Genomic DNA, 26258 nt, shown 5'->3' on the forward strand with positions numbered 1-26258 from the left:
GCCCCGGCGCGGTGGCGCTCCGGGCGAAGGCTGGGGGCTTCGCTGCCCCCAGGGCGTATCGCACTGATCACGGCTCCAGGCTATCGCCCCGCACCCCCGAAGCGTCATGAGCCTTATGTGTACAAAAGAGGGGTGCGAAGTTTGACACTCTGCACAGCGACACAGGCCCTCTTGGCAAACAGTCCCGGGAGGTGCAGGTTGGCGGCTGACGACACACGGTCACCGCGGACGGCCCTGCCGCCGCCCGGGAACGCCCTTTCCGGGCCCGACAGGCCCGCCAGCCCGACACCGGGAGCAGCCCATGACAGCCAAGGTCCTGATCGTCACCGGCGACGCAGCAGAGTCCCTGGAAGTGCTCTATCCGTACCAGCGGCTGCTGGAGGAGGGGTACGAGGTGCACATCGCGGCCCCCACCCGCAAGAAGCTCCAGTTCGTGGTGCACGACTTCGAACCGGGTTTCGACACATACACCGAGAAGCCGGGCTATACCTGGCCCGCCGACCTGGCCTTCTCCGAAGTGGATCCGGGGGACTATGTGGCCGTGGTCATTCCGGGTGGTCGAGCCCCCGAGTACCTGCGCAACGATCCGGAACTGCGCAAGATCCTCAAGGCATTTTTCGACGCGGACAAGCCCGTGGCCCAGATCTGTCACGGCCCACTGCTGACGGCGGCGATCGGTGGTCTGGAAGGTCGTAGGGTCACCGCCTATCCGGCCCTGGAGTTGGATATGCAGGCTGCCGGTGCGAGCTTCCAGGATGCGGAGGCAGTGGTGGACGGCACTCTCGTCTCCTCTCGTGCATGGCCCGATCACCCCTCCTGGATGCGGGAGTTCCTCAAGGTGTTGGCGACGACTGCCAAGGAGTGAGCCGAGCCCCGTCGTAGGGGTTGTTGACGCCGGAGAGAGCAAAGCGCCCGGTCCACCACTAGGACAACCTCTTTGAAGCCGTGGGCGGTGGCCCGGCCCGGATGGACTAGTCCGTGCAGCAGAACAGGGTGCGTGCCTGCGCGCTCCGGCCCCTTCGCCCGGGCGGGCCATCCGACCGATGCTCCAGCCGTGCGGGAGCCGGCTGGGGCTGGGGCTGCCCCCGCCCGGCCAGGCGCCGCACCCATCGGCCCCCCTCGAACCGGGGCAGCTACGCCACGAGGTCTATCGCGACCTCGACCGCCTCTTCCAGGCTGTCCACCACCGGCACCCCCACCGACTCAAGACTCGCCCTGCTGTGCGATCCCCCCGTGTAGAGCACGGCCCGCGCCCCCACATGTGCCGCCGCTATCGCGTCATCGGCCGCATCGCCGATGACCACCGTGCGCTCCGGAGCGGTGGCATCGGCCAGCGCTGCGAGGTGGGCCGCCATATGGATCGCCTTGGAGCCACCGGAACGCCCCCTGCGCCCCTCCACCCGCAGGAAGTGTTCCTCGATGCCGTATCCACGGACGATCGGAATCAACTCGTCGTGCCCGAACATGCTGAGCAGCGACTGGCTACGCCCCGCCCGGCGCCACTCCCCCAGCAGTTCTTCCGCCCCCTGGGTCAGCCCGCAGCCGATCCGGTGCTCGCTGTAGTACCGGTGGAAGATCCCGTCCATGGAGTCCCACTCCTCGTCCGTCGGCAGCCGCCCCAGCAACCGCTCGTAGAACCGGGGAACCGGCACGCAGTACATCTCGCGGTAGCGCTCCAGCGTGATCGGCGCAAGACCTATCTCCGCGAACGCAGCGTTCGTCGCCCCGATGACCGCGGTGATGTCGTCGAGCAGTGTGCCGTTCCAGTCCCAGACGAGATGGGCATCGTGAGTGCCCCTGTGCTTCCCCATGGAAAAACCGTACCTGTCGGGTCTGACAATCGGTCCGGGCCGGATGGAATTCGCAGATCAGCCGGTATCGGCCCGGACGATCACTCGACCAGTGCCGGGATCTCCTGCACGCCGTACCAGAGCAGTTCGTGGTCCTCTGCCCCGTCGACGATGAACTGAGCGTCGTCATCGCCCTGATCCGCTGCGCCGAGGGCCGCGGCGGCAGCCGTCACATCGTCCACGGCATCGTCCGCGTCCACGTGCACCGCCGCAGCCTTCGCCAAGGACACCGCGGCGGCGATGCTCACCTCACCGAGCGAACTGGCGTCGAGGGCACGATCAGGGTCCGCGACGGCGTCCTGGTCGGCGATGTCCACCGCGACCACGACCCGCCGTCGGCGCTCGTCCGGGCGTCCGGCGATCATTCTCAGCGAGGCGGCGGCGGCACGGTTGAGCGCCGCGTACTCCAGTTCCTCCACGTCGTCGGAGAGGTACCACTCGCGCAGTCCGGGCGTGACGCCGTACGCGACCACCGGGCCCGGGCCCAGCTCACCGACCTTGTGCGCCTCCGCGAGACCGGAGAGCGTCAGGGGGACGTAGACACGCATGGGCTGACCGCTTTCCTAGTCGACAGACGCCCTCAGGATACGTGCGAGGTCCCCCTTCGGAGTGCCCCTTGGGGGCCCGAGAACCGTCCACCTCCGGCCTCTCCATACCGCGGCGACCAGCGCCCGAACTCGCTCTCCTCACCCTGATAGGTGATCTTTCGCCGACGCCCTGCCCGGCGGGCGGGCCCTTGCGCCCGCCCGCCGGGCCCCGTAAAAGATCAACACGAAGTTACCGCCCGGTAGCGAATGGCCGGGCCCAGCAAACGGGGGCGACACCATGGACAGGACACGGCCGGCAGGCCGACGCGACCAGCGCAGGCCCGCCGCCGTCGCAGCATCCGCGACGGCCCGCGCACGACGCCAGGACCGACCGCACTACTGGTTCGCTGACCGTCTGCTCGCGGTTCTCAGCGGCCAACGGCCCGTGCACTGGATGTTGGGCCACACCATCGGAGAGGCGTACGAACAGCTCGTACGGCTGGCACCAGGGGCACCGCTGCGCCCCGCGGACCGAGTCACTCCCGTCGTACGCCACTGTGGTGAGTACCACCCAGGTCCGGGAGTGATCGAAGCCTTCGCCCGCATCGGTTCGGGAGACCGGGTGAGCGCCATGGCCTTCCGCCTCGAACAGGGAGCCGACCAGCGCTGGCGATGCGCCGCCGTGGAACTCGGGGGCGAGAGGATCGGCGTTCCCGGCTGAGCCGTGCCCGGCGATACGACGTGGTCCGCCCAAGACGGGCCCGCGGCGCCCAGGCAGGGACGGGGTTCCGTCCCCAAGCACCGGCCCGCACTCCCCTGAGACTCCGGACGCACGCTCGGGAAAACGAGCCGGGCCGGACATCGTGGCGATGTCCGGCCCGGCTGCACATCCCGAGACACCCCCGGGAGCGCTCCTACTTCTTGCGACGACGCCCCGAGCTGCGCTGCGCCTTACGGCGCTCCGCCCGCGTCATGCCGTCCGCATCACCGCGCGCCGGCTGGTCGTCGTTGGCGAAGTCGCCTTCGACGACACCGCCCTCGCCGTCCACCGTGGGGGCGGAGAAGTGCAGCCGGTTGGGGCGCTGCGGAGCCTCCAGACCCTTCGCCCGGATCTCGGGACGGGCGGCGGGCACCGTCTTGTCCAGCGAGGTGCGCTGCGCCGAGTCCTCCACGGGAACCTCCTCGACCTGCTGCTCCACCTGGACCTCCAGGTTGAACAGATAGCCGACGGACTCCTCCTTGATGCCGTCCATCATCGCGGTGAACATGTCGAAGCCCTCGCGCTGGTACTCCACCAGGGGGTCCTTCTGCGCCATCGCGCGCAGACCGATGCCCTCCTGGAGGTAGTCCATCTCATAGAGGTGCTCACGCCACTTGCGGTCGAGGACCGAGAGGACCACACGCCGCTCCAGCTCACGCATGATCTCGGAGCCGAGCTGCTTCTCCCGCTCGTCGTACTGCTCGTGGATGTCGTCCTTGATGGACTCCGCGATGAATTCCGCCGTGATTCCGACGCGGTCGCCGGCGGCCTCCTCCAACTCCTCGATGCTGGCCTTCACCGGGTAGAGCTGCTTGAACGCACCCCACAGCCGGTCCAGGTCCCACTCCTCGGCGAACCCTTCGACGGTCTCGGCCTGAATGTAGGCGTCGATGGTGTCGTCCATGAAGTGGCGGATCTGCTCGTGCAGGTCCTCGCCCTCCAGAACGCGGCGACGCTCGCCGTAGATCACCTTGCGCTGGCGGTTGAGCACGTCGTCGTACTTCAGGACGTTCTTACGCGTCTCGAAGTTCTGCTGCTCGACCTGCGACTGCGCGGAGGCGATGGCGCGGGTGACCATCTTGTTCTCGATCGGCACGTCGTCGGGCACATTGGCCATGGCCATCACGCGCTCGACCATCTGGGCCTTGAACAGGCGCATCAGGTCATCGCCGAGCGAGAGGTAGAAGCGGGACTCACCGGGGTCGCCCTGGCGACCGCTACGACCGCGCAGCTGGTTGTCGATACGACGGGACTCATGCCGCTCGGTGCCCAGTACGTAGAGCCCGCCGAGGTCCTTGACCTCCTCGAACTCCGCCTTGACGGCCTGCTCGGCCTTCTCCAGAGCGGAGGGGAGGGCGGCGGCCCACTCCTCGACGTGCTCGACCGGGTCCAGGCCCTGCTGACGCAGCTCCGCCTCGGCGAGGTCGTCGGGGTTGCCACCGAGCTTGATGTCCGTACCACGGCCGGCCATGTTCGTGGCGACGGTGACGGCGCCCTTGCGGCCGGCCTGGGCGACGATGATCGCTTCCCGGTCGTGCTGCTTGGCGTTGAGCACCTCGTGCTGGATGCCGCGCTTGTTGAGCTGCTGGGAGAGGTACTCAGACTTCTCGACCGAAGTGGTGCCGACGAGGATCGGCTGCCCCTTCTCGTGCTTCTCCTCGATGTCGTCGACGACGGCGGCGAACTTGGCGACCTCGGTGCGGTAGATGAGGTCGGACTGGTCCTGGCGGACCATCGGCCGGTTCGTGGGGATCGGAACGACACCGAGCTTGTAGATCTGGTGGAACTCGGCCGCTTCCGTCATCGCGGTACCGGTCATTCCGGACAGCTTGCCGTAGAGGAGGAAGAAGTTCTGGAGGGTGATCGTGGCAAGGGTCTGGTTCTCGTCCTTGATGTCCACCCCTTCCTTCGCCTCGATCGCCTGGTGCATGCCCTCGTTGTAGCGGCGACCGGCCAGGATTCGACCGGTGTGCTCGTCAACGATCATGACCTCGCCGTCGATGACGACGTAGTCCTTGTCCTTCTTGAAGAGTTCCTTGGCCTTGATGGCGTTGTTCAGATAGCCGACCAGGGGGGTGTTCACCGACTCGTAGAGGTTGTCGATGCCCAGCCAGTCCTCGACCTTGGCGACCCCGGACTCATGGATGGCGACGGTCCGCTTCTTCTCGTCGACCTCGTAGTCGCCGGTCTCCTCAATGCCCTTGAGGGGGTTGCCCGGCTCGCCCTTGGTCAGTCGCTTCACCAGCTTGGCGAAGTCTCCGTACCACTTGGTGGCCTGGTCCGCGGGTCCGGAAATGATCAACGGCGTACGGGCTTCGTCGACGAGGATCGAGTCGACCTCGTCGACCACGGCGAAGTTGTGGCCGCGCTGGACCAGCTCCTCCTGCGACCAGGCCATGTTGTCGCGGAGGTAGTCGAAGCCGAACTCATTGTTCGTGCCGTAAGTGATGTCACACGCGTACTGCTCGCGACGCTGCGCGGGCGTCATGTTCGCGAGGATGCAGCCGACCTCCAGGCCCAGGAACTTGTGGATCCTGCCCATCACCTCGGAGTCACGCTCGGCGAGGTAGTCATTGACCGTGATCAGGTGCACGCCCTTGCCGGAGAGCGCGTTCAGATAAGTGGGCAGCGCGCCGGCGAGGGTCTTGCCCTCACCGGTCTTCATCTCGGCGACGTACCCGAGGTGCAGCGCAGCGCCGCCCATCAGCTGTACGTCGTAGGGGCGCTGGCCGAGAACGCGCTTGGAAGCCTCACGGACAGTGGCGAACGCCTCGGGAAGCAGGTCGTCGAGGCTTTCGCCGTCGGCGTAGCGCTGCTTGTACTCTTCCGTAAGCGCCCGCAACTCGGCGTCGGAGAGGCTGACGAAGTCCTCTTCGATGGAGTTGACCTGGTCCGCGATGCGGTGCAGTTTGCGCAGGATCTTGCCTTCGCCTGCACGCATGAGCTTGTTGAAGACGGACACTGAGGCTGGTCTCCTTGCCGATCGGGCCTGGCTAGGTCGTGATTGGACACTGGCACGGGCACGGCAGGCGGGCCCCACCGCAACGGCCATCGTAAGCGAGGAACGGACCGGGCCGGGAGGTCCGCGGTCGGCAGGGGTCGCCGTTACCCGCATGGAGAACGCACGGGACACGCGGAAGGTGCCGGTGAGGCGCGAAAAGTGCTCGCATCCGTCCGGTGCCCCCACCAGAATCCGGCCATGGACCCCATCACACTCACCACCGAGCGCCTCCTGCTGCGAACCTTCACCGCGGCCGACACGGAGGCGGTCCACCTGGCGTGCCAGGACCCTGAGATCCAACGCTGGACCACCGTGCCCTCCCCGTACGCCCAAGAACACGCCGCCGAATTCACCGAACAGCTCGTGCCCGAGGGCTGGGCGAACGGAACGATGTGCACCTTCGCCGTGCTCCCGCGCGCCGGCGGCCCCCTGATGGCCTCGATCGCCGTCACGCTCCGCACCTATTCGGGCACATGGGAGATCGGTTTCTGGACGGCCAAGGAGTACCGCGGGCGCGGGATCATGGCGGAGAGTGTCGCCGCCCTGGCCCACTGGACCTTCACCCGGCTCGGCGCCACCCGGCTGGAGTGGCGGGCCGAGGTGGGGAACACGGGATCGCGCGCTGTCGCCGAGAAGGCCGGATTCACCGTCGAGGGCACACTGCGGGCCGCCCTGATGAACAAGGACACGTTGCGGGACACCTGGGTGGCCTCGCTGCTCCCCTCGGACCTGGGCCTGACCAGCCCGTACGCCTATCTGCCGGCCCAGCGGTGACCATCTGCGCGGGACCGGGTGCACCAAACGAACCGGACCGGGTGCACCGAACGAGCAGAGCAACACCGATGCCTCGGCCCTGACGGCTTCATGACGAGAACCGGGGTACTCGACTGTCAGTCCCCACGTCTATCGTGCGGAGCATGACCATGCTGCCGACCCCAGCCGCCGACCTCTCCGCCGACGAGGCACGCCGGATAGCGCTGCGCGCCCAAGGGTTCCTCGGCGCGCCTGACCGTCGGGCAGGGGTGCGCGGTGTGCTGAGACACCTGGGCGCCGTTCAGCTGGACACCATCTCGGTGCTCGCGCGCTCGCATGAGTTGATCCCCTACGCACGACTGGGCGCGGTGGAGCGCCGGAGCGTCGAGGACGCGTACTGGACGGACGGCCACAGCTTCGAGTACTGGTCCCATGCCGCCTGCATCCTGCCTGTGGAGGAGTGGCCGCACTTCGCGTTCCGCCGCCGTGCCTATCGCGCCCGCCCGCAGTGGCACCACGACCTCCCGGACGGCGCGTACGAGACGGTGATCAAGCAGCTGGAGACGGAGGGCCCCTTGACCGCTACCGAGTTGGGGGGTGCGAAGAACGGCGGGGAGTGGTGGGACTGGTCGGCTTCCAAGGTCGCCGTGGAACGCGCGCTGATGTTCGGCGAGGTGGTCTGCACCGAGCGGCGCGGCTGGAAGCGTGTGTACGACCTGGCGGAGCGGGCGATCCCGGCTGAGTTCCTCGACGTGGAGCTGAGCGACTCGGAGTGCTTGCGTCGCCTGGTCCGGCTCGCCGGGGAAGCGCTGGGAGTGGGGACGAGAGCGGACATCGCGGACTACCACCGGCTGAAGGGCGAGCAGTTCGACGCGGTGGTCGCCGAGAGCGGTCTGGTGCCGGTCGCCGTGGAGGGCTGGACGAAGCCCGCATGGGCAGATCCCCGGGCCCTCGCCACGACGCCGCGAGGACGCCACCGCACCACTCTGCTCTCACCGTTCGACTCACTGATCTGGGAGCGCGCCCGTACGGAACGCATCTTCGGCTTCACCCATCGCCTTGAGGCATACGTACCGAAACCGAAGCGGGTGTACGGCTACTTCGCGATGCCTCTGCTGTCCGGCGGGCGGTTGTTGGGTCGGGTGGACCCCGCCCGCGAGGGCACCACGTTGGTCGCCAGGCAGGTCTCACTGGACACGCCGAAGGCGGTGGCCCCCATGGCGCAGGCATTGCGGGAAGCGGCCGGGTGGGTGGGCTGCGACAGCGTGAGGGTGGAGCGGGTGGACAGCGCGGAGCTCGCCCCCGCCCTCATCTCTGCTCTCGCCTGACGCCCCCTGCCCCTCGCGGCTTTCTATGCGGCGGAGCTGGTGGAAAGGGCGAACCACCGTTGACGGCCACGGCCGTCAACCACTCGGAGGACGGAGTTGGCCAAAGAGCTCCTACGGCCTGATCGGCATCACGGGCGCGCCGTCGACCCGCTGGTCATGACCGCGGATCGTGGCGGCAGCGAACCAGAACGGCTGGCGGTGCGCCGGCCGCTAGCGGATCTCCAGGATCTTTTCGCGCATCGCATAGACCACGGCTTCCATCCGTGAATGCAGTTGGAGCTTCTCCAGGATGTTGCGCACGTGGTTCTTCACCGTGTTCTCGGAGATGAACAGCTCTTTGGCGATGTCACGGTTGTTCATCCCCGTGGCGACCAGTTTGAGGACTTCGAGTTCGCGATCGGTCAGCCGAGGGGCCGGCACAAGACGGCGCTCGTCGGTTCGCTGGATCATGGACTTGAACTCGGTCAGGAGCTTCGACGCCATCGACGGACTGATCTGGGACTGTCCGTCGGCGACAGCGCGGATGGCGGTCGCCACTTCGTCGGTGGAGATCTCCTTGAGGAGGTAGCCGGTGGCACCCGCCTTGATGGCGTCGTAGAGATCCGCCTCCTCATCGCTGATCGTCAGCATGATGATCTTCGCGCTGGGGGCCACCTCTTTGATGGAGGTACAGGCTTCGATACCACCGCGACGCGGCATCCTCACATCCATCAGCACAATGTCGGGGAGCAGGTCAGCGGCCTTGTCCACCGCTTCTGCACCATCACCCGCCTCGCCCACGACCTGGATGTCCTCCTCCTGGGCGAGGACGATCTCCAGCCCTCTCCGGAAGAGCGCGTGATCGTCCACCACGAGGACCCGGATCGGCTCGCCGCGGGAGCTGCCCGCGGGAGCCGGGTCGGCCCCGGCGACTCTGTCTCCGGCGTCGGCCGTGTGGTCGTGCACCGGCCCGAAGCTGTGCGCCATCGTTCCTCCCCCTGAAGGCAGTGGCCTGAAGGGCATGTCAGGTTGACCAACACCGGTGCATGGCGCACCGGTTGGCACTACACCGCCATGCTTTCATGCCCGGACGGCGAAACGGTGATCCTTTGGGTCGCACAGTGGTGCCCCTGACGGCGCACAGGGCGCTTCAGGGGCACCACGACTCCTGTTCAAAAGGGGAACGGCCGGGTCAGCCGCCGAGCGCGCCTCCGGCACCGCCGCCCTGGTCAGTGCCCGCCAGGGGGTCGGTCTCCAGGTGGATGACACCGTAGTCGTAGGCGTGTCGCCGGTAGACGACACTGGGCTGCTTCGTCTCCGAGTCGACGAAGAGATAGAAGTCGTGCCCGACCAGCTCCATCTCGTAGAGCGCCTGGTCGAGCGTCATGGGTGCCGCCGTATGGACCTTCTCGCGTACCACCAGCGGTCCTTCGCCCTGCACTTCGAGCGAGCCGATCTTGGTGGTGGGAATGGTCTCCGGCACCTCAGGTGCCGGGGGGCGGCCTTGGGCGTCCAGTTCGGCGACGCCGGGAACCACATCCACCACTTCGGCCGCCGACAGCCGTCCGTTGCCACGGCGGGTGTGGCGCTTGTCGTGCTGCTTGCGCAGCCGCGCCTCCAACTTGCCCGTAGCGAGGTCGAGAGCGGCATACGGGTCACCGGCCGCGGCCTCCGCACGGATCACAGGACCCCGGGAGTGAAGGGTGATCTCCACACGGTCAGACCGCTCGGCCTGCCGCGGGTTTAGCTCCTTGGACACCTCGACGTCCAGGCTGATCACCTTGGCGTCGAGCTTCTGGATCTTGTCCAGCTTCAGCTTCTCGGCCACGTGCTTGCGGAACCGCTCGGGTACCTCGGTCTTGCGGCCCTTGACGACGATGTCCACGCAGAACTCCGTTCCCGGATTGCTCCGCTCGCTCATCGGCTGCGGAGCGTCTCCCTCTTGCACCAGACCCCGGTGAGTACCGAAGTCTCGGACTAGGCGACTTTCACCTCCTCCTCCCCAGTCGACAAGATCCCCACCCCATCGACTTTCGAGGTTTCTCGTTGCCCCGAATCCCTGGCCAGAAGCCCGGCAGTGCATTCGATGGGGTACGGCCTCCTTATTCGCACGTCCTCACAACCGAACATAGCTCGATTGGACGGGTCTCGGCACCCGCTACCAGCGCGTACCTCCGTTCCGAGGACTTTGATCTCTTACTACCTGCAACGTTGCGCCTACCCAGTCAGTTCCGCTCTATTTCCAAGGAAACTGCTGGCGCGGCAACAACCGCGGCGCACAACTGTGTGAATCCAGAAAGTGCCCCTGTACCACCCGTCTCAATCCTGTCCCCGTCATTCGACATCGAGGCTCTTCCGATCCACGCTCCGCCCACCGGCCGTGGGTCGTCGTTGGCCCCCAGTGGAGCGGTAGGAGAAGCAAGGGATCCTGACGCAGGGAATCCGACCGAGCCCCCGCCCCCGCCCCTGGACCCGGACCCGGACCGAAATCCGGACACCCCCGCCCCACCCATCGACCCACGGATGGCCCGCGCCGCTTCGGTCAGGGAGGCACCCGTCGTCATCAGATCGTCCACCAGCACCGCCCTGCCCCCTTCCAGCAGCCGCCGAGAGCCCGGGGCCACCTCCAGTGCCCCCGCCAGGTTCTGCGCCCTCTGCGCCGCCGTCAGGCCGGCCTGGTCCAAGATCTCCCGCTGTTGCCGCAACACCGGAAGCACCCGCGATTCCAGACCCCCGCGCCGCAGCTCGCGGGCAGCGGCCAAGGCGATCCGCCGGGCCGGATCGTGCCCCCTGGCCCGCACCGCTCGCCGGGCCGATGGCATGGGTACGAGCAGCAGCGGCCCGGCCGCCTCCTGACTCGCTACGACAGCAGCCCTCACGGCCCCGGCCAGGGCCACGCCGAGCGGTCGCGCCAACCCCAGAGCCCCGCGCTCCTTGTGCGCGATGAGGAGCGCGCGCACCTCATCGGCGTACGGCGCAGCCGCGTACACCACGGGCAGGCCCCGGGGCTCTGGAGCCGGCCTCGCACGGCGCGCAGCGGAGCCGTACAGCTCATGCACGCACCCTTCACACAGCGGTGTACGGAGAACACCACAGCCACCGCAGACGGCTGGCAGCACCAGGCCCGCGATCTCCTGCCACCACCCCCTCATGCACCCACTGTGCCAAGGTCCTGACCCGCCCGCCACTCCTGTGGATAACTCACCACATAGGGGCTGACCTGCTCTGTTCCTCAGTGCCCATGGCTGTACGCCAAGAGCAGCACGCCAGGCCGTACGGCCCCGGCGGAGGTGTCAGCCGGGATAGACGGGGTGCGAGCCGGCTCCCTTGACGACCACCGTCTGCCAGCCCGCGCCGGCCGGAAGTCGCACGATGCCGTCCCCGGAGAGCGCCACCAAGGGCCGCTGCTCATCGTCCGATGCGGTGACCGCCGTCGCACCGTTCAGCCCCGGCAGTTCCGCGGAAGGCGAGCTGAAGCCGTTCGTCTGGATGTAGCGCACCTGCTGAACCCCACCGGCTTCCTTGCCGACCACCACCAGACGGCTGGCGCCTGCCCAGGAGACCGAGGTCACCGTCTCCATCTGGGGGGCTGCGGGGCGGAGGTCGGCGACCGTGACCACGGGTGCGCTCTTGGGCCCCTTGCGCTCCACCCGGCCGATCTTCAGAGTCGTCTTGCCATGCTCTCCCAGCAGCAGGGCGATCCGCGTACCGTCCACGGACACCTTCAAGGATTCGATCCGTGCACCGTCGAGTTCCGAGGCTATGTTGACGGGGAGGGGAGCGGTGGCGCCGCCCACCGACATCAACAGGCGCGGCTGGGCTGGGTCCCGGTCCGCCACCCAGAGGTCGCCGCGGCCGTCCCAACTGGGTGCCGACAGCCGGTTGTCGCGGCTCTTGCCCTTGCTCTGCACGAGCGTCGTCGCCGGGGCCTCGGTCGAGGTGATCGGCGCGACGAATAGCTGACGGCCATCCTGCGCGACCGCGGCGGCGATGGTCTCGTCACGGGCGACGGCGATCGGCCCCAACGGCAACTGCCCGGTCCCCAGCGCCCCCGGTACCGGGTCGGGGGTCTCCTTCGCACCGTGGGGCAACAGGGAGAGGCGCCCCTTCTGGTCGACGAAGTACTGGTTGCCCTGCCGCGCGGCGGAGTGCTCCGGTGCGTAGCCGTCCTGCTGACCGCTGTCGAGCACGCACAGTTGGGTGCCGTCGGAGCGCTGGAGCTCCACCTGACCGATCCGGGTGGACGAGAGGTCCTTCAGGGTGAAGAGGATCTGCGCCGCCATCTTGTTGCACTCCGGACGGCCGACGCTCGACGCCTTCTTGTTCAGCGGCACCTTCAACGCGTTCCGGTCGTCGATGGTCAGCGACTTGACGCCTTCCTTCAGCGTCGTGCCGGCCGGGAAGAACGATTCGACCACGGGCTTCAACCAGTTCGTCGGACCATCGAGCAGGGCCTTGACCGACTGGGTCACCGGATCCATCAACGTCACCGGGTCCATCCGCTGGCGAATGAAGATCGGATCTGCGACGCGGTTGTTCCGCCCGGCCGCGAAGTAGTACTTGTTCACCGGCAGGTAGTTGCGCTGGAAGTCGGAGGCGCCGAGGACCAGCCCCGGAGGCAGGTTGTCGATGCGCCACTCCGGCCCCTCCGGGCCGTTCTGCGTGGAGAGGTGGATCGTCGCCCGGTAGTCGGTAGGAGTGATCGCCTGGTAGGCGTGCTGCGCGTCAACCGTCGCGATCTGCTGCCCGAGCAGCGGGTAGTCAACCCCCGGGTTCTCGTGGCGACCCTTGATCGCGTCGCCCGGGTTGGGTGCGGAGGCCAGTACGATCGTCCCCGCCTCCGGCCGCCACTCCTTGGCCATTTCCGCGGACAGATAGGTCCGAGCAGTCGCGAAGTTGGCGTCGTCGCTGGTCATCGCTTCGAGGAAGCCAGCGACTATCTCGCTGGGCGTCGCGCCCGGCCTCGGCGGTACGGCATCCACTCTGACCTGGGAGTCCGCCCGCGGCGACGCCTTCACGGCCCGGACCTCCCCGCTCTCGGGCATTGAGGCGCACCCCGCGAGCAGCATGCCGCCGCCGCCCAGCACCGCGCCGAGACGCAGCGTACTGCGACGACTCCTGCTTTGACGCTCAACGCCCACGAGTCGTGTCCTCCTGGTCCGCGAATGCTTCCGCTGCGGTATCGGTGTCGCCCTGGCGCCCGCCCGTGGGGCGCGCCACCACACGGGCACCGCTTCCCGGCAGGGCAGCCGGATCCACCCCCGCAGGGGCGGCCCTCGGCGGTGGAGGTACCCGAGATGGTACGGACAACGACGAGTGGGAAGACGCCGCCTGCGAGGGCAGTGACGTCAACGAGCGCCCGTTCGACTTGGGCTCGGCACCAGGGGTCCGCGCGGTCGCGGCCCGCTCGCGGTTCTGGCGCGAGTCCTCCGGTTCCAGTGGTATCGGTGATCCGCGCAGCGGCTCGTCCGCCGTACGGGGCAGGGTCAACCGGAACTGGGAGCCTCCGCCCGGCTCGCCCCACGCCTGGAGCCAGCCGCCGTGCAACCGGGCGTCCTCTACGGCGATGGACAGTCCGAGACCGGTCCCCCCGGTGGTCCGTGCCCTCGCCGGGTCGGCCCGCCAGAAGCGGTTGAACACCCGGGTGGCCTCGCCCGGCTTGAGTCCGACGCCGTAGTCGCGCACTGCGATCGCGACGGCTCCGCCCGCGACCGCCATCCGAACCACGACGTCACGGCCTTCGCCGTGCTCCACGGCATTGACCACGAGATTCCGCAGCACCCGCTCCACGCGGCGGGCATCGGCCTCCGCCACCACGGGTTGCTCGTCGCCGACCACACGTATGCGGCTGCCCTTGCGCTCGGCCAGGGGCTCCGCCCCGCCGATCACCCGGCGCACGACCTCGCGCAGGTCTATGGCTTCCGCCTCCAGCGCTGCCGCTCCCGCGTCGAAGCGACTGATCTCCAGCAGGTCGGAGAGCAGCGACTCGAACCGGTCCAGCTGGTCACCCAGCAGCTCGGCGGAGCGGGCGGTCACCGGATCGAAGTCGCTACGGGCCTCGTGGATCACGTCCGCGGCCATACGGACCGTGGTCAAGGGGGTGCGCAGTTCATGGGAGACGTCGGAGACGAAGCGACGCTGCATCCGTGACAACTCCTCCAGCTGCTGGATCTTGAGCTGAAGGTTCTGGGCCATCTTGTTGAACGCTTCGCCGAGTCGGGCGATGTCGTCCTCGCCCGTCACCTTCATCCGTTCCTGGAGACGCCCGGCGGAGAGCCGTTCGGCGATTCCGGCGGCCATCCGTACGGGAGTGACGATCTGCCGGACCACCAACCAGGCGATCGCGCCGAGCAGGACCACAACGAACAGCCCTGCGGTCGCCAATGTCGTTCTGACGACCTTCAGGGACTGCTCTTCCTGTGCGAGCGGGAAGAGGTAGTACAGCTCGTACGGGTTGTTCTCGATGTCGGTCAGTCGAGTTCCGACGACCAGCCCGGCCTGCGGTTCGCGTTCGTCGTTCTTGTATTGGATCTGGATGTACGTCTCGTACGTCCCCGTGCCCTGGCCCACGGTCGTGCGGAGCTTCTCGGGGATGGAGGCAACATCGACGCCCCCGGAGGTACGCGGGCCGTGGTTGGGACCGCCCTCACCCACGGGCTCAGGGCTCAGCGCGACTACGTTGAAAGCGCCCTGGCCACCGCTGGCGAGCTGTTCCACCAGATCGGACCGCCAGGAACTGGTGGCGGCCTGACCGTCGCCGTCCGCACCGCCCGGGCCGGGCCCGAGCAGCGCATTGGCGCGCTCCCGGGCCACGGCGAATCCGCCGGCGGCCTGGCTCTGGGCAGCTTTTGCCTTCGCATCGAGCAGACCGTTGCGCACCTGCCCGATCACGACGAATCCGAGCACGACGACCACGCCCAGTGACATCAACAGGGTGGTGACCACGATCCGGAGCTGGATGTTCCGACGCCAGAGCCGTACTGCGGGCAGCAGCGGACGACGTACCCAGCGCATCAGGAGACGCAGCAGAAGACGTCCTGGCTCACCGCCCCGATCCGACCGGCCGCCTTGCAGCAACCGACCGAATCGCGACGACCACGTTTCACTTCCGGCAGTCCGCCCCGTACGGACTCCCGGCTGCCCGGGCGGCGGAGCGACACTGCCGTGAGGCATATCAGCTCGGCCCGGCCTTGTAACCGACGCCACGGACGGTCACCACGATCTCCGGGCGCTCGGGATCCTTCTCAACCTTGGAGCGCAGCCGCTGTACGTGGACGTTCACCAGCCTGGTGTCAGCCGCGTGACGGTAGCCCCACACCTGTTCCAGCAGGACCTCTCGGGTGAACACCTGCCACGGCTTGCGGGCGAGCGCGACGAGGAGATCGAACTCAAGCGGGGTGAGCGCGATCGACTGGCCCTCCCGCTTCACCGAGTGGCCGGCCACGTCGATGACAAGGTCACCGATGGCCAGCTGTTCCGGTGCGGGCTCCTCCGACCTGCGCAGCCTCGCCCTGATCCTGGCCACCAGCTCCTTCGGTTTGAACGGTTTGATGATGTAGTCATCGGCACCGGACTCAAGGCCCACGACGACGTCCACCGTGTCGCTCTTGGCGGTGAGCATCACGATGGGCACGCCGGACTCGGCCCTGATCAGACGGCAGACCTCGATGCCGTCCCGGCCAGGGAGCATCAGGTCCAGCAGTACAAGATCCGGCTTGGCTTCACGGAAAGCGGCAAGTGCCTTGTCACCGTCCGCTACAAAAGACGGCTCGAAACCTTCACCACGCAGCACAATCCCGAGCATCTCGGCCAGTGCGGTGTCGTCATCGACGACAAGGACTCGTCCCTTCATAAACGACATCATCCCATTAGCTAATCGTTACCTGGCGTGACCTGGCACACAGCTCCGCAATTCCGTCCCCCGTGACAGGGGACAACACCCCCGACTCGGTGACGATCGCCGTCACCAGCTCGGGCGGTGTGACATCAAAAGCCGGGTTGTACGCCGGCGTCCCCAGCGGCGCGACCGACGTGCTCGCGACCGCTCCTGGCCCGGCGGACACCAGCTGCGGGGCAGCCACATCCGTCACCTCGTGGCCAGACCTCTGTTCCACCTCGATACCGGCTCCGTCCGGTGTGTCCGGATCGATCGTCGTCGTCGGAGCGACCACCACGAACGGCACATGGTGGTACCTGGCCAGGACGGCGAGCGGGTAGCTGCCCACCTTGTTGGCCACCGACCCGTCCGCGGCTATCCGATCGGCGCCAATCAGGACGGCGTCGACCTGACCCGCCGCAAAGAGTGAACCTGCGGCGTTATCGGTGAGCAGGGTGTATGCCATACCGTTGCGCGCCGCCTCGTAGGCGGTCAATCGGGAACCTTGCAGCAACGGTCGTGTCTCGTCCACCCACAGCCGGCGCAATCGACCCTCGCGATGGGTGGCGAGCGCCACCGCGAACGCAGTGCCCTCGCCACCCGAGACCAAAGCTCCGGTATTACAGTGAGTGAGAATTCGGTGACTTCCTCCCGCCAGCAGCTCATCGAGCAGAGCGAGCCCGTGGGCTGCCATGCTCGCACTTGCCTCCGCGTCCTGCCGATGTAGCTTCCTGGCTTCCGCAAGCGCCGCCCGAGCGGCCTGAACACTGCCCCCTCCGGCCGCCGCACGATGGGCGGCCAGCGCCCGCCGCACCCCATGGGCCAGATTCACCGCGGTGGGCCGCGCGTGCGCCAGCAAGGTCGCGGCTTCCTCCACGTCATAACCCCGCGCAGCAGCGAGCGCCACACCGTAGGCACCGGTGATGCCCAGGAGAGGCGCACCCCGCACGGCAAGCGTCGTGATCGCCTGTACCAAGGCCGGCACATCGGTACAGACCAGCTCGATCTCCTCGGCGGGCAGCCGCGTCTGGTCGAGGAGCACCACCACGGGTCCTTCCGGCAACTCGTCCCAGCGAAGGACGGAGAGCCTGGGCGGTTCACCGCGGGCCGGGTTTTGTGCGTACTGATCAGCCATCCGCCCAGTCTGCCTGGTGAGCCACCGACATTGAAGGAGAGAAGGAGATACAGGGGCCCACCCGTCGAACGGCCCCGCGTGGCACGATGGCTGCCTGCCTGCCGAACTGATACGCGGACAGGCCCTGCGCACAAGCCGGCTCCGTGAGCCGGTCCCCGACCCAAGCCATGAGGTGGACGACCGTGAACGACACTCCGGGCTGGGCTTCGCCCGGATCGGCTCACTCCGGTGAACAGGATGCCGGAGTGCCCCGGCCTGCCGGGCCCGCCGACGAGAACGGCCCCGCTTCCAAATGGTCGACCAACCAACCCCCGGCCGGGCAGTGGTCCGCCCCGTCCGGGAAGAACCAGCACGGCGCTACGCCCCCGCCCGGGTGGGGTGGCCGCCCACCGCACGGCAAATGGGGACCGCAGTCCGTCGCCAAGCCGGGCGTCATCCCCCTGCGCCCCCTGGGCGTCGGTGAGATCCTCGACGGTGCCGTCTCCACCCTGCGTGCCCACTGGCGCACGGTCCTGGGCATCACCATCACCGTCTCGGTGATCTCTCAGATCGCGACCGTCCTCGGCGAGCGCTATCTGCTCCCGGAGCCGCCCGCGATCGACAAGAACGCGGACGACACCGAGACTCTGGCAGCCGCCCTCGACGCCAGCACCGCGACCCTGAGTTACACCGCGGGCATCACCCTGATCGCCACGCTCTTCACGACGGCCCTGCTCACCGTGGTCATCAGCCGTTCGGTACTGGGGCGTCCGGTGACGCTCGCCGAGTCCTGGCACGAAGCCCGACCCCGGCTGGGCAGACTGCTCGGGTTGACCCTTCTGCTTCCGCTCATGGCCGGCGCCATCATCTTCGTGGCCATGCTCCCCGGCTTGGTGGTGGGCGGTGAGGCGGGAGTGGCCCTCGCGGTGCTCGGAGCTCTCGTAGCACTTCCCGCGATGGTCTGGCTGCTGATCAGATTCGCTCTGGCATCGCCCGCGCTGATGCTGGAACGTCAAGGGATCATCGCCTCGATGCGCCGCTCCGCCAAGCTCGTCCAGGGCGCCTGGTGGCGGACCTTCGGCATCCTCAGCCTGACCGTGGTGCTGACGCTCCTCGTCTCGATGATCATCGCGATCCCGTTCAGCATGGCCGCCTTTGCAGTGGACGGCGACGGCCTCAGCAGTCTCCTCACCGACGACGCCCCGAACCTCGGCTGGCCCTTCCTGATCATCACCGGCATCGGGGCGGTCATCTCCTCCTCGATCACCTATCCGATCTCCGCAGGAGTGACGGCGCTGCTCTACATCGACCAGCGGATCCGCCGGGAGGCCCTGGACATCGACCTCGCCCGGGCCGCAGGCGTCCCCGGATACGGGGCCCCGTCGCCCGACAGCGGACACAGGAGCTGATGGAGTGCTCATCGCGGGGGGTGTGAACACAGCACGGGACCACGTCCGCGCCAGCGACGAGGTACCGGTTGACACCCCCCGCGCACCCGCCCGCGAAGCTGCCGAACGGGAACTGTCCCGGCCCGAATACCACGAGCACGATCCCAACCTGCTCCAACGGGCGGTCGACCGATTCTGGGACTGGATCGGTGATGCCTTCACCGCGGCCACGACCACACCCGGCGGGCTGGTCGGCGTCGTCGTCATCGCCCTCATCGTGCTCGCTCTGCTCTTCGCCCTCGGGAAGCGGCTCGGGCCACCGCGCCGCGCCGGTCGGACGGCGGCCACTCTCTTCGCCGACTCCCCGCGCAGCGCCGCCGAACACCGCGCGGCAGCCGATTCCCATGCGGCCAAGAAGGAGTGGACTCCGGCTGTCCAGGAACGGATGCGCGCCATCGTCCGCTCCCTGGAGGAACGCGCCCTGCTGGAGCCCCGCCCCGGACGAACGGCCGACGAGGCAGCCGCAGAAGCCAGCCTCTCGCTTCCCGCGCACTCCCCGGAGCTGCACTCCGCGGCAACGGCATTCGACGAGGTGACATACGGCGGCCGTACGGGTACCCGCGACGCCCATCTACGCCTGCTGGAACTCGACACCGCCCTGGAAAGCGCCAGACCCCAATGGACCAGTGCCCACCATGAGGTCGGATGACGGAGACCGCTCCGGGTACGACGTCCATGTCCCCCACCACCCGCCAGGTGTGGAACCGCACACGCGGACTGCTGCTCGCCCTCCTGATCATCGTGGCCGGCGGCATCACCCTGGCCGCGCTGCGTTCCGACGAACCACGCGGCACCCTCGATCCTCGCTCCGCCGATCGCCTCGGCAGCCGCGCGATCGCAGAACTCCTCGATGAACGAGGCGTCTCCACCCGGGTCGTCACAACCCTCGACGAAGCCACCGCCGCCGTGGGCAGGGACACGACCCTGCTGGTCACGAGTCCCGACATGCTGACCGACGCACAGCAGCAGGCCCTGTACTTCGCCATCGACCCGTCCGGAGGCCGCACCGTTCTGCTCGGTCCCGGACCCGAGTCCATCGCGACCCTGACGCCGGGCGTCCAGACCAGCTCTGCGGGGCGCGTTTCTCCCAGAGCTCCGCAGTGCACCTTCCCGTCCGCGAACAGGGCAGGTACCGCCGACCTCGGGGGGAGAAGCTATACGACCGGGGCAAGCGCCGGCTCCGACGGGTGCTATCCCAGCGACGGCCGCCCCACCCTCCTCCGTCTGGACACACCCAACCGAGGCGACACCGTCCTGCTCGGCTCGGCCGACATCCTCTACAACGACCGGCTGGCGAAACACGGCAACGCCTCGCTCGCCCTCCAACTCCTCGGTGCCCGCGAACATCTCGTTTGGTACCTCCCCTCGCTCCATGACGGCTCCACCGCGGCACCCGACGATGACGGCGGGAGCACATTCTTTGAACTCATCCCATCGGGCTGGCTCTGGTCGACGCTTCAACTCGGCCTAGCGGCGGTCCTGGCCGCCATCTGGAGAAGTCGTCGCCTCGGCCCACTCATCACCGAACGACTGCCGGTCGTCGTTCACGCCTCCGAGGCGACGGAGGGTCGCGCCCGGCTCTACCACCAGGCAAAAGCCCGCGACCACACGGCAACCGTCCTACGCGCCGCCGCCCGAAGCCGATTGGCCACGCTCCTCAAAGTGCCCTCAGCCGAGGCGGACTCCATCGCGGTACTGATCCCCGCTGTCGTCGCCCGGATCCCCACCGAGACGGATCCCACCCCCCTTCTCTTCGGCCCCGCACCGCCCGACGATGCCGGCCTCGTTCTCCTGGCAGACCAACTCGACGCCCTCGAAAGAGAGGTACGACGTTCATGAGCGCCCCGAACCCAGCCGGAGCCGAGAATTCGGACCGCGCCCGCGCCTCGCTAGAGGCCCTGCGCACCGAGATCGCGAAGGCAGTGGTCGGCCAGGACCCAGCTGTCACCGGGCTCGTCGTGGCCTTGCTCTGCCGCGGCCACGTCCTGCTAGAGGGCGTGCCCGGAGTCGCCAAGACCCTTCTGGTCCGCGCCCTGGCGGCAACCCTGGACCTCGACACCAAACGGGTTCAATTCACGCCTGACCTCATGCCCAGCGATGTCACCGGCTCGCTCGTCTATGACGCCCGCACCGCCGACTTCTCCTTCCAACCCGGCCCGGTGTTCACCAACCTCCTCCTCGCGGACGAGATCAACCGAACGCCGCCCAAGACTCAGTCCTCGCTACTGGAAGCGATGGAAGAACGCCAGGTCACCATCGACGGCACACCTCGCCCCCTGCCTGATCCGTTCCTCGTCGCAGCGACTCAGAATCCCGTCGAGTACGAAGGCACGTATCCCCTGCCCGAAGCCCAACTCGACCGCTTCCTGCTCAAACTGACGGTCCCTCTGCCCTCACGTGAGGACGAGATCCAGGTCCTGACCCGTCACTCCCAGGGGTTCGACCCACGCGATCTTCAGGCCGCGGGCCTGCGGACCGTCGCCGGTGCAACGGATCTGGAAGAAGCCCGGGCCGCCGTCGCCAAGACCTCGGTCTCGGCAGAGATCACCGGGTACGTCGTCGATATCTGTCGCGCCACTCGCCAATCCCCCTCACTCGCCCTCGGAGTGTCCCCCCGCGGGGCAACTGCCCTTCTGTCCACCTCACGCGCCTGGGCGTGGCTAACGGGACGGGACTATGTGATCCCCGACGATGTGAAGGCACTGGCCCTGCCCACACTTCGCCACCGGATCCAGCTGCGGCCCGAAGCGGAGATGGAAGGGACCACCCCGGACTCCGTCATCACCGCAATCCTCAGCCATGTCCCCGTACCTCGCTGAGACGAGCACAGATGGCCCTCACCGGACGAACCGCACTCCTCGCCGCTCTCGGCTCTCTCCCCGTAGGCATCCTCGCGCCCAGTTGGGCTGGGATGCTTGCCGTGAACGCCCCCCTCTCACTAGCAATCTTGTGCGACTACCTCCTTGCCGCGCCAGTGCGAACGCTTCGATTCACCCGAAGTGGTGACACAACTGTTCGATTGCACGAGCAGGCGAATGTACAACTCATGGTCTCCAACCCGTCCGCCAGACCACTCCGTGCGCAGGTGCGGGACGCCTGGCCACCGAGCAGTTGGACCCCGGGTACGGAACAGGCAGCATCCCGGCACCGGCTGAACGTCCCGGCGGGTGAACGACGTCGCCTCAGCACCGTGCTCCGTCCCACCCGTCGCGGCGACCGTCGGGCGGAACTCGTCACCGTCCGCTCGTACGGCCCCCTGGGGCTCGCTGCGCGGCAAGGCAGTCACAGGGTCCCTTGGACAGTCCGTGTCCTTCCGCCCTTCACCAGCCGCAAGCACTTGCCCTCACGCCTCGCTCGGCTGAGGGAACTCGACGGCCGTACAAGTGTCTTGTCGCGGGGTCAGGGCACCGAGTTCGACAGCCTGCGGGAGTACGTGCCAGGCGACGACACACGTTCCATCGATTGGCGCGCAACGGCCCGACAGGCAACGCTGGCGGTCAGGACGTGGCGGCCCGAACGGGACCGCCACATCCTCATCGTCCTCGACACCGGGCGAACATCGGCAGGACGAGTCGGCGACGTGCCGCGGCTCGACGCCGCGATGGACGCCGCACTGCTCCTCACCGCACTGGCGTCCCGTGCCGGTGACCGGGTTGGGCTGCTGGCTTACGACCGTCGAATCCGCGCCCAGGTGCTGAGGAGATCAGCACATGAGCTCCTGCCTGCGATGGTCGACGCGCTGGCGCCGCTGGAACCAGAACTGGTGGAGACGGATACCCGCGGACTTGCTGCAGCCGTCCTCAAAAACGCGCCGCAGAGATCGCTGATCGTGCTTCTCACCGGTCTGGATGCCGCCCCGATCGAGCAGGGACTGCTCCCAGTCCTCCCACAACTGGCACAGCGCCACACGGTGGTCGTCGCATCTGTCATGGATCCAAAAGTCCAGCAGATGTCATTGGAGCGGGGCGACATTCAAGCGGTGTACGGGGCGGCTGCCGCACTTCAGACACTGGAACAGCGTCGTCGAACGGCACAACAGCTTGAGCGCTACGGCGCAACCGTCGTGGACGCACCACCGGAGCTTCTCGCTCCCTCTCTCGCAGACATTTATCTGGCCTTGAAGGCAGCTGGCCGGCTCTAGCGGCCCTTGAGGTTTCGTTTGTCCGCCCCAATCAACACCGGCAGAGCCACCAGGAAAGACCCACCGGTACGGAAAGGGCGCCCGGGAAATGTGTTGGGGAATGCGAAAGGGCCCTGTACCTACCCGGTACAGGGCCCTTATCACAATGATTGTTCGGCGGTGTCCTACTCTCCCACAGGGTCCCCCCTGCAGTACCATCGGCGCTGAAAGGCTTAGCTTCCGGGTTCGGAATGTAACCGGGCGTTTCCCTAACGCAATAACCACCGAAACACTATAAAACCAACCGGAAATGTCACGGTCGTGGTTTCAGAACCAACACAGTGGACGCGAGCCTCTATGGACAAGCCCTCGGCTTATTAGTACCAGTCACCTCCAGCGGTTACCCGCCTTCCAGATCTGGCCTATCAACCCAGTAGTCTCCTGGGAGCCTTAACCCCTCAAAGGGGGTGGGAGTCCTCATCTCGAAGCAGGCTTCCCGCTTAGATGCTTTCAGCGGTTATCCTTTCCGAACGTAGCCAACCAGCCATGCCCTTGGCAGGACAACTGGCACACCAGAGGTTCGTCCGTCCCGGTCCTCTCGTACTAGGGACAGCCCTTCTCAAGACTCCTACGCGCACAGCGGATAGGGACCGAACTGTCTCACGACGTTCTAAACCCAGCTCGCGTACCGCTTTAATGGGCGAACAGCCCAACCCTTGGGACCGACTCCAGCCCCAGGATGCGACGAGCCGACATCGAGGTGCCAAACCATCCCGTCGATATGGACTCTTGGGGAAGATCAGCCTGTTATCCCCGGGGTACCTTTTATCCGTTGAGCGACGGCGCTTCCACAAGCCACCGCCGGATCACTAGTCCCGACTTTCGTCCCTGCTCGACCCGTCGGTCTCACAGTCAAGCTCCCTTGTGCACTTACACTCAACACCTGATTACCAACCAGGCTGAGGGAACCTTTGGGCGCCTCCGTTACTCTTTAGGAGGCAACCGCCCCAGTTAAACTACCCATCAGACACTGTCCCTGATCCGGATCACGGACCCAGGTTAGACATCCAGCACGACCAGAGTGGTATTTCAACAGCGACTCCCAACACACTGGCGTGTGCTGTTCACAGTCTCCCACCTATCCTACACAAGCCGAACCGAACACCAATATCAAACTATAGTAAAGGTCCCGGGGTCTTTCCGTCCTGCTGCGCGAAACGAGCATCTTTACTCGTAGTGCAATTTCACCGGGCCTATGGTTGAGACAGTCGAGAAGTCGTTACGCCATTCGTGCAGGTCGGAACTTACCCGACAAGGAATTTCGCTACCTTAGGATGGTTATAGTTACCACCGCCGTTTACTGGCGCTTAAGTTCTCAGCTTCGCCCCACCGAAATGGAGCTAACCGGTCCCCTTAACGTTCCAGCACCGGGCAGGCGTCAGTCCGTATACATCGCCTTACGGCTTCGCACGGACCTGTGTTTTTAGTAAACAGTCGCTTCTCGCTGGTCTCTGCGGCCACCCCCAGCTCACCGAGTAAATCGGATCACCAAGAATGGCCCCCCTTCTCCCGAAGTTACGGGGGCATTTTGCCGAGTTCCTTAACCATAGTTCACCCGAACGCCTCGGTATTCTCTACCTGACCACCTGAGTCGGTTTAGGGTACGGGCCGCCATGAAACTCGCTAGAGGCTTTTCTCGACAGCATAGGATCATCCACTTCACCACAATCGGCTCGGCATCAGGTCTCAGCCTTAATGTGTGACGGATTTACCTACCACACGGCCTACACCCTTACCCCGGGACAACCACCGCCCGGGCTGGACTACCTTCCTGCGTCACCCCATCACTTACCTACTACCACCTTGGATCAGCGGCTCCACCACTCCCCCTCACTCCGAAGAGATCAAGGGCGGCTTCACGGCCTTAGCATTAATGGGCTCGATATTGGGCGTTTCAAAGCGGGTACCGGAATATCAACCGGTTGTCCATCGACTACGCCTGTCGGCCTCGCCTTAGGTCCCGACTTACCCTGGGCAGATCAGCTTGACCCAGGAACCCTTAGTCAATCGGCGCACACGTTTCCCACGTGTGTATCGCTACTCATGCCTGCATTCTCACTCGTGAACCGTCCACCACTCGCTTACGCGGCGGCTTCACCCGGCACACGACGCTCCCCTACCCATCACAACAGGCGTTAGCCCTATATGCTGCAATGACACGACTTCGGCGGTACGCTTGAGCCCCGCTACATTGTCGGCGCGGAATCACTTGACCAGTGAGCTATTACGCACTCTTTCAAGGGTGGCTGCTTCTAAGCCAACCTCCTGGTTGTCTCTGCGACTCCACATCCTTTCCCACTTAGCGTACGCTTAGGGGCCTTAGTCGATGCTCTGGGCTGTTTCCCTCTCGACCATGGAGCTTATCCCCCACAGTCTCACTGCCGTGCTCTCACTTACCGGCATTCGGAGTTTGGCTAAGGTCAGTAACCCGGTAGGGCCCATCGCCTATCCAGTGCTCTACCTCCGGCAAGAAACACACGACGCTGCACCTAAATGCATTTCGGGGAGAACCAGCTATCACGGAGTTTGATTGGCCTTTCACCCCTAACCACAGGTCATCCCCCAGGTTTTCAACCCTGGTGGGTTCGGTCCTCCACGACCTCTTACAGCCGCTTCAACCTGCCCATGGCTAGATCACTCCGCTTCGGGTCTTGAGCATGCTACTAAAACGCCCTATTCGGACTCGCTTTCGCTACGGCTCCCCCACACGGGTTAACCTCGCAACACACCGCAAACTCGCAGGCTCATTCTTCAAAAGGCACGCAGTCACGACATACCAAACAAAAGCTTGATATGCGACGCTCCCACGGCTTGTAGGCACACGGTTTCAGGTACTATTTCACTCCGCTCCCGCGGTACTTTTCACCATTCCCTCACGGTACTATCCGCTATCGGTCACCAGGGAATATTTAGGCTTAACGGGTGGTCCCGCCAGATTCACACGGGATTTCTCGGGCCCCGTGCTACTTGGGTGTCTCTCAAACGAGCCGCAATCATTTCAGCTACGGGGGTCTTACCCTCTACGCCGGACCTTTCGCATGTCCTTCGCCTATGACTACGGTTTCTGACTCGTCTCACGGCCGGCAGACCGTAAAAGAGAGATCCCACAACCCCGCATACGCAACCCCTGCCGGGTATCACACATATACGGTTTGGCCTCATCCAGTTTCGCTCGCCACTACTCCCGGAATCACGGTTGTTTTCTCTTCCTGAGGGTACTGAGATGTTTCACTTCCCCTCGTTCCCTCCACATGCCCTATGTGTTCAGGCATGGGTGACAGCCCATGACGACTGCCGGGTTTCCCCATTCGGAAACCCCCGGATCAAAGCCTGGTTGACGACTCCCCGGGGACTATCGTGGCCTCCCACGTCCTTCATCGGTTCCTGGTGCCAAGGCATCCACCGTGCGCCCTTAAAAACTTGGCCACAGATGCTCGCGTCC

General features: G+C 66.2%; 18 protein-coding genes and 2 rRNA genes. 9 read left to right on the top strand and 11 right to left on the bottom strand.

Translation table 11 applies throughout. The features are described 5' to 3' along the window. Window positions 1-301: 301 nt before the first annotated feature. The gene (locus OID54_RS15235) at window positions 302-865 is read left to right on the top strand and encodes a DJ-1/PfpI family protein (protein ID WP_329019735.1); all 564 of its coding nucleotides are present in this window, start codon (window positions 302-304) and stop codon (window positions 863-865) included. A 268-nt stretch (window positions 866-1133) separates the two neighbouring features. On the opposite strand, the gene OID54_RS15240 is transcribed toward OID54_RS15235, so the two are convergent. Further along, a complete protein-coding gene (locus tag OID54_RS15240; protein WP_329019738.1) occupies window positions 1134-1811 on the bottom strand; it encodes an HAD family hydrolase in 678 nt (225 codons plus the stop codon). Window positions 1812-1891: 80 nt separating this feature from the next. After that, a complete protein-coding gene (locus tag OID54_RS15245; protein WP_329019741.1) occupies window positions 1892-2398 on the bottom strand; it encodes a DUF6912 family protein in 507 nt (168 codons plus the stop codon). Between the two features lie 277 nt (window positions 2399-2675). Between OID54_RS15245 and OID54_RS15250 the strand changes: the two genes are divergently transcribed. Continuing rightward, window positions 2676-3098 carry an Rv3235 family protein gene (locus tag OID54_RS15250; protein WP_329019743.1) on the top strand — a complete coding sequence of 141 codons (423 nt, stop codon included), beginning with the start codon at window positions 2676-2678 and terminating at the stop codon, window positions 3096-3098. Between the two features lie 193 nt (window positions 3099-3291). Here OID54_RS15250 and secA read toward each other — a convergent pair whose 3' ends face one another. Continuing rightward, on the bottom strand, window positions 3292-6099 hold the full coding sequence (gene secA, locus OID54_RS15255; protein ID WP_329019745.1) for a preprotein translocase subunit SecA: 2808 nt from the start codon (window positions 6097-6099) through the stop codon (window positions 3292-3294). A 237-nt stretch (window positions 6100-6336) separates the two neighbouring features. Here secA and OID54_RS15260 point away from each other — a divergent pair, with 237 nt between their 5' ends. Further along, window positions 6337-6912 carry a GNAT family N-acetyltransferase gene (locus tag OID54_RS15260; protein WP_329019748.1) on the top strand — a complete coding sequence of 192 codons (576 nt, stop codon included), beginning with the start codon at window positions 6337-6339 and terminating at the stop codon, window positions 6910-6912. Window positions 6913-7055: 143 nt separating this feature from the next. Beyond that, the gene (locus tag OID54_RS15265; RefSeq protein ID WP_329019751.1) at window positions 7056-8219 is read left to right on the top strand and encodes a winged helix-turn-helix domain-containing protein; all 1164 of its coding nucleotides are present in this window, start codon (window positions 7056-7058) and stop codon (window positions 8217-8219) included. Window positions 8220-8429: 210 nt separating this feature from the next. Here OID54_RS15265 and OID54_RS15270 read toward each other — a convergent pair whose 3' ends face one another. The 6 genes from OID54_RS15270 to mtnA form a co-directional block, all read right to left on the bottom strand. Then, window positions 8430-9185, bottom strand: coding sequence for a response regulator transcription factor (locus OID54_RS15270; RefSeq protein WP_329019754.1), 756 nt, complete (start codon window positions 9183-9185; stop codon window positions 8430-8432). A gap of 205 nt (window positions 9186-9390) precedes the next feature. Then, a complete protein-coding gene (gene hpf, locus OID54_RS15275; RefSeq protein WP_329027519.1) occupies window positions 9391-10083 on the bottom strand; it encodes a ribosome hibernation-promoting factor, HPF/YfiA family in 693 nt (230 codons plus the stop codon). Window positions 10084-11491: 1408 nt separating this feature from the next. Further along, a complete protein-coding gene (locus OID54_RS15280) occupies window positions 11492-13339 on the bottom strand; it encodes an LpqB family beta-propeller domain-containing protein (protein ID WP_443055591.1) in 1848 nt (615 codons plus the stop codon). Further along, window positions 13329-15371 carry an MtrAB system histidine kinase MtrB gene (mtrB, locus tag OID54_RS15285; protein WP_329019756.1) on the bottom strand — a complete coding sequence of 681 codons (2043 nt, stop codon included), beginning with the start codon at window positions 15369-15371 and terminating at the stop codon, window positions 13329-13331. Before mtrB ends, OID54_RS15280 begins: the two co-directional genes overlap by 11 nt. A 1-nt stretch (window position 15372) precedes the next feature. Further along, entirely contained in the window at window positions 15373-16062 is a 690-nt protein-coding gene (gene mtrA / locus OID54_RS15290) for a two-component system response regulator MtrA (protein WP_329019759.1), read from the bottom strand. A gap of 4 nt (window positions 16063-16066) precedes the next feature. Further along, window positions 16067-17209, bottom strand: a complete 1143-nt coding sequence (gene mtnA / locus OID54_RS15295; protein ID WP_329019762.1) for an S-methyl-5-thioribose-1-phosphate isomerase — start codon at window positions 17207-17209, stop codon at window positions 16067-16069. 182 nt (window positions 17210-17391) lie between these two features. On the opposite strand from mtnA, the gene OID54_RS15300 reads away from it, so the two are divergent. From OID54_RS15300 to OID54_RS15320, 5 genes are read left to right on the top strand one after another with little or no spacing between them, the layout of a single operon-like run. Then, complete coding sequence (locus tag OID54_RS15300) at window positions 17392-18597, top strand: DUF7544 domain-containing protein (RefSeq protein ID WP_329019765.1); 1206 nt, start codon at window positions 17392-17394, stop codon at window positions 18595-18597. Between the two features lie 4 nt (window positions 18598-18601). After that, complete coding sequence (locus OID54_RS15305; protein WP_443055593.1) at window positions 18602-19285, top strand: DUF4129 domain-containing protein; 684 nt, start codon at window positions 18602-18604, stop codon at window positions 19283-19285. Beyond that, the gene (locus OID54_RS15310) at window positions 19282-20475 is read left to right on the top strand and encodes a DUF4350 domain-containing protein (protein ID WP_329019771.1); all 1194 of its coding nucleotides are present in this window, start codon (window positions 19282-19284) and stop codon (window positions 20473-20475) included. Before OID54_RS15305 ends, OID54_RS15310 begins: the two co-directional genes overlap by 4 nt. Continuing rightward, on the top strand, window positions 20472-21455 hold the full coding sequence (locus OID54_RS15315; protein WP_329019774.1) for an AAA family ATPase: 984 nt from the start codon (window positions 20472-20474) through the stop codon (window positions 21453-21455). Before OID54_RS15310 ends, OID54_RS15315 begins: the two co-directional genes overlap by 4 nt. A gap of 11 nt (window positions 21456-21466) precedes the next feature. Then, the gene (locus OID54_RS15320; protein ID WP_329019778.1) at window positions 21467-22777 is read left to right on the top strand and encodes a DUF58 domain-containing protein; all 1311 of its coding nucleotides are present in this window, start codon (window positions 21467-21469) and stop codon (window positions 22775-22777) included. Between the two features lie 151 nt (window positions 22778-22928). On the opposite strand, the gene rrf is transcribed toward OID54_RS15320, so the two are convergent. Together rrf and OID54_RS15330 are read right to left on the bottom strand one after the other, a co-directional pair. Next, a 5S ribosomal RNA gene (gene rrf, locus OID54_RS15325) occupies window positions 22929-23045 on the bottom strand. A 68-nt stretch (window positions 23046-23113) separates the two neighbouring features. Continuing rightward, window positions 23114-26242 (bottom strand): 23S ribosomal RNA (locus tag OID54_RS15330). Window positions 26243-26258: the final 16 nt, after the last annotated feature.

This window comes from Streptomyces sp. NBC_00690 (assembly GCF_036226685.1).
In the GTDB taxonomy this organism is placed as follows: Bacteria; Actinomycetota; Actinomycetes; order Streptomycetales; family Streptomycetaceae; genus Streptomyces.

Bases quoted from the DNA above. Each gene is read 5' to 3' on its own strand.
- OID54_RS15240 (WP_329019738.1), bottom strand. From the start codon at position 1,811: ATGGGGAAGCACAGGGGCACTCACGATGCCCATCTCGTCTGGGACTGG.
- OID54_RS15320 (WP_329019778.1), top strand. From the start codon at position 21,467: ATGGCCCTCACCGGACGAACCGCACTCCTCGCCGCTCTCGGCTCTCTC.
- OID54_RS15310 (WP_329019771.1), top strand. From the start codon at position 19,282: ATGACGGAGACCGCTCCGGGTACGACGTCCATGTCCCCCACCACCCGC.
- OID54_RS15260 (WP_329019748.1), top strand. From the start codon at position 6,337: ATGGACCCCATCACACTCACCACCGAGCGCCTCCTGCTGCGAACCTTC.
- mtrB (WP_329019756.1), bottom strand. From the start codon at position 15,371: ATGCCTCACGGCAGTGTCGCTCCGCCGCCCGGGCAGCCGGGAGTCCGT.
- OID54_RS15235 (WP_329019735.1), top strand. From the start codon at position 302: ATGACAGCCAAGGTCCTGATCGTCACCGGCGACGCAGCAGAGTCCCTG.
- OID54_RS15315 (WP_329019774.1), top strand. From the start codon at position 20,472: ATGAGCGCCCCGAACCCAGCCGGAGCCGAGAATTCGGACCGCGCCCGC.
- mtrA (WP_329019759.1), bottom strand. From the start codon at position 16,062: ATGATGTCGTTTATGAAGGGACGAGTCCTTGTCGTCGATGACGACACC.
- mtnA (WP_329019762.1), bottom strand. From the start codon at position 17,209: ATGGCTGATCAGTACGCACAAAACCCGGCCCGCGGTGAACCGCCCAGG.
- OID54_RS15245 (WP_329019741.1), bottom strand. From the start codon at position 2,398: ATGCGTGTCTACGTCCCCCTGACGCTCTCCGGTCTCGCGGAGGCGCAC.
- OID54_RS15270 (WP_329019754.1), bottom strand. From the start codon at position 9,185: ATGGCGCACAGCTTCGGGCCGGTGCACGACCACACGGCCGACGCCGGA.
- OID54_RS15265 (WP_329019751.1), top strand. From the start codon at position 7,056: ATGACCATGCTGCCGACCCCAGCCGCCGACCTCTCCGCCGACGAGGCA.
- OID54_RS15250 (WP_329019743.1), top strand. From the start codon at position 2,676: ATGGACAGGACACGGCCGGCAGGCCGACGCGACCAGCGCAGGCCCGCC.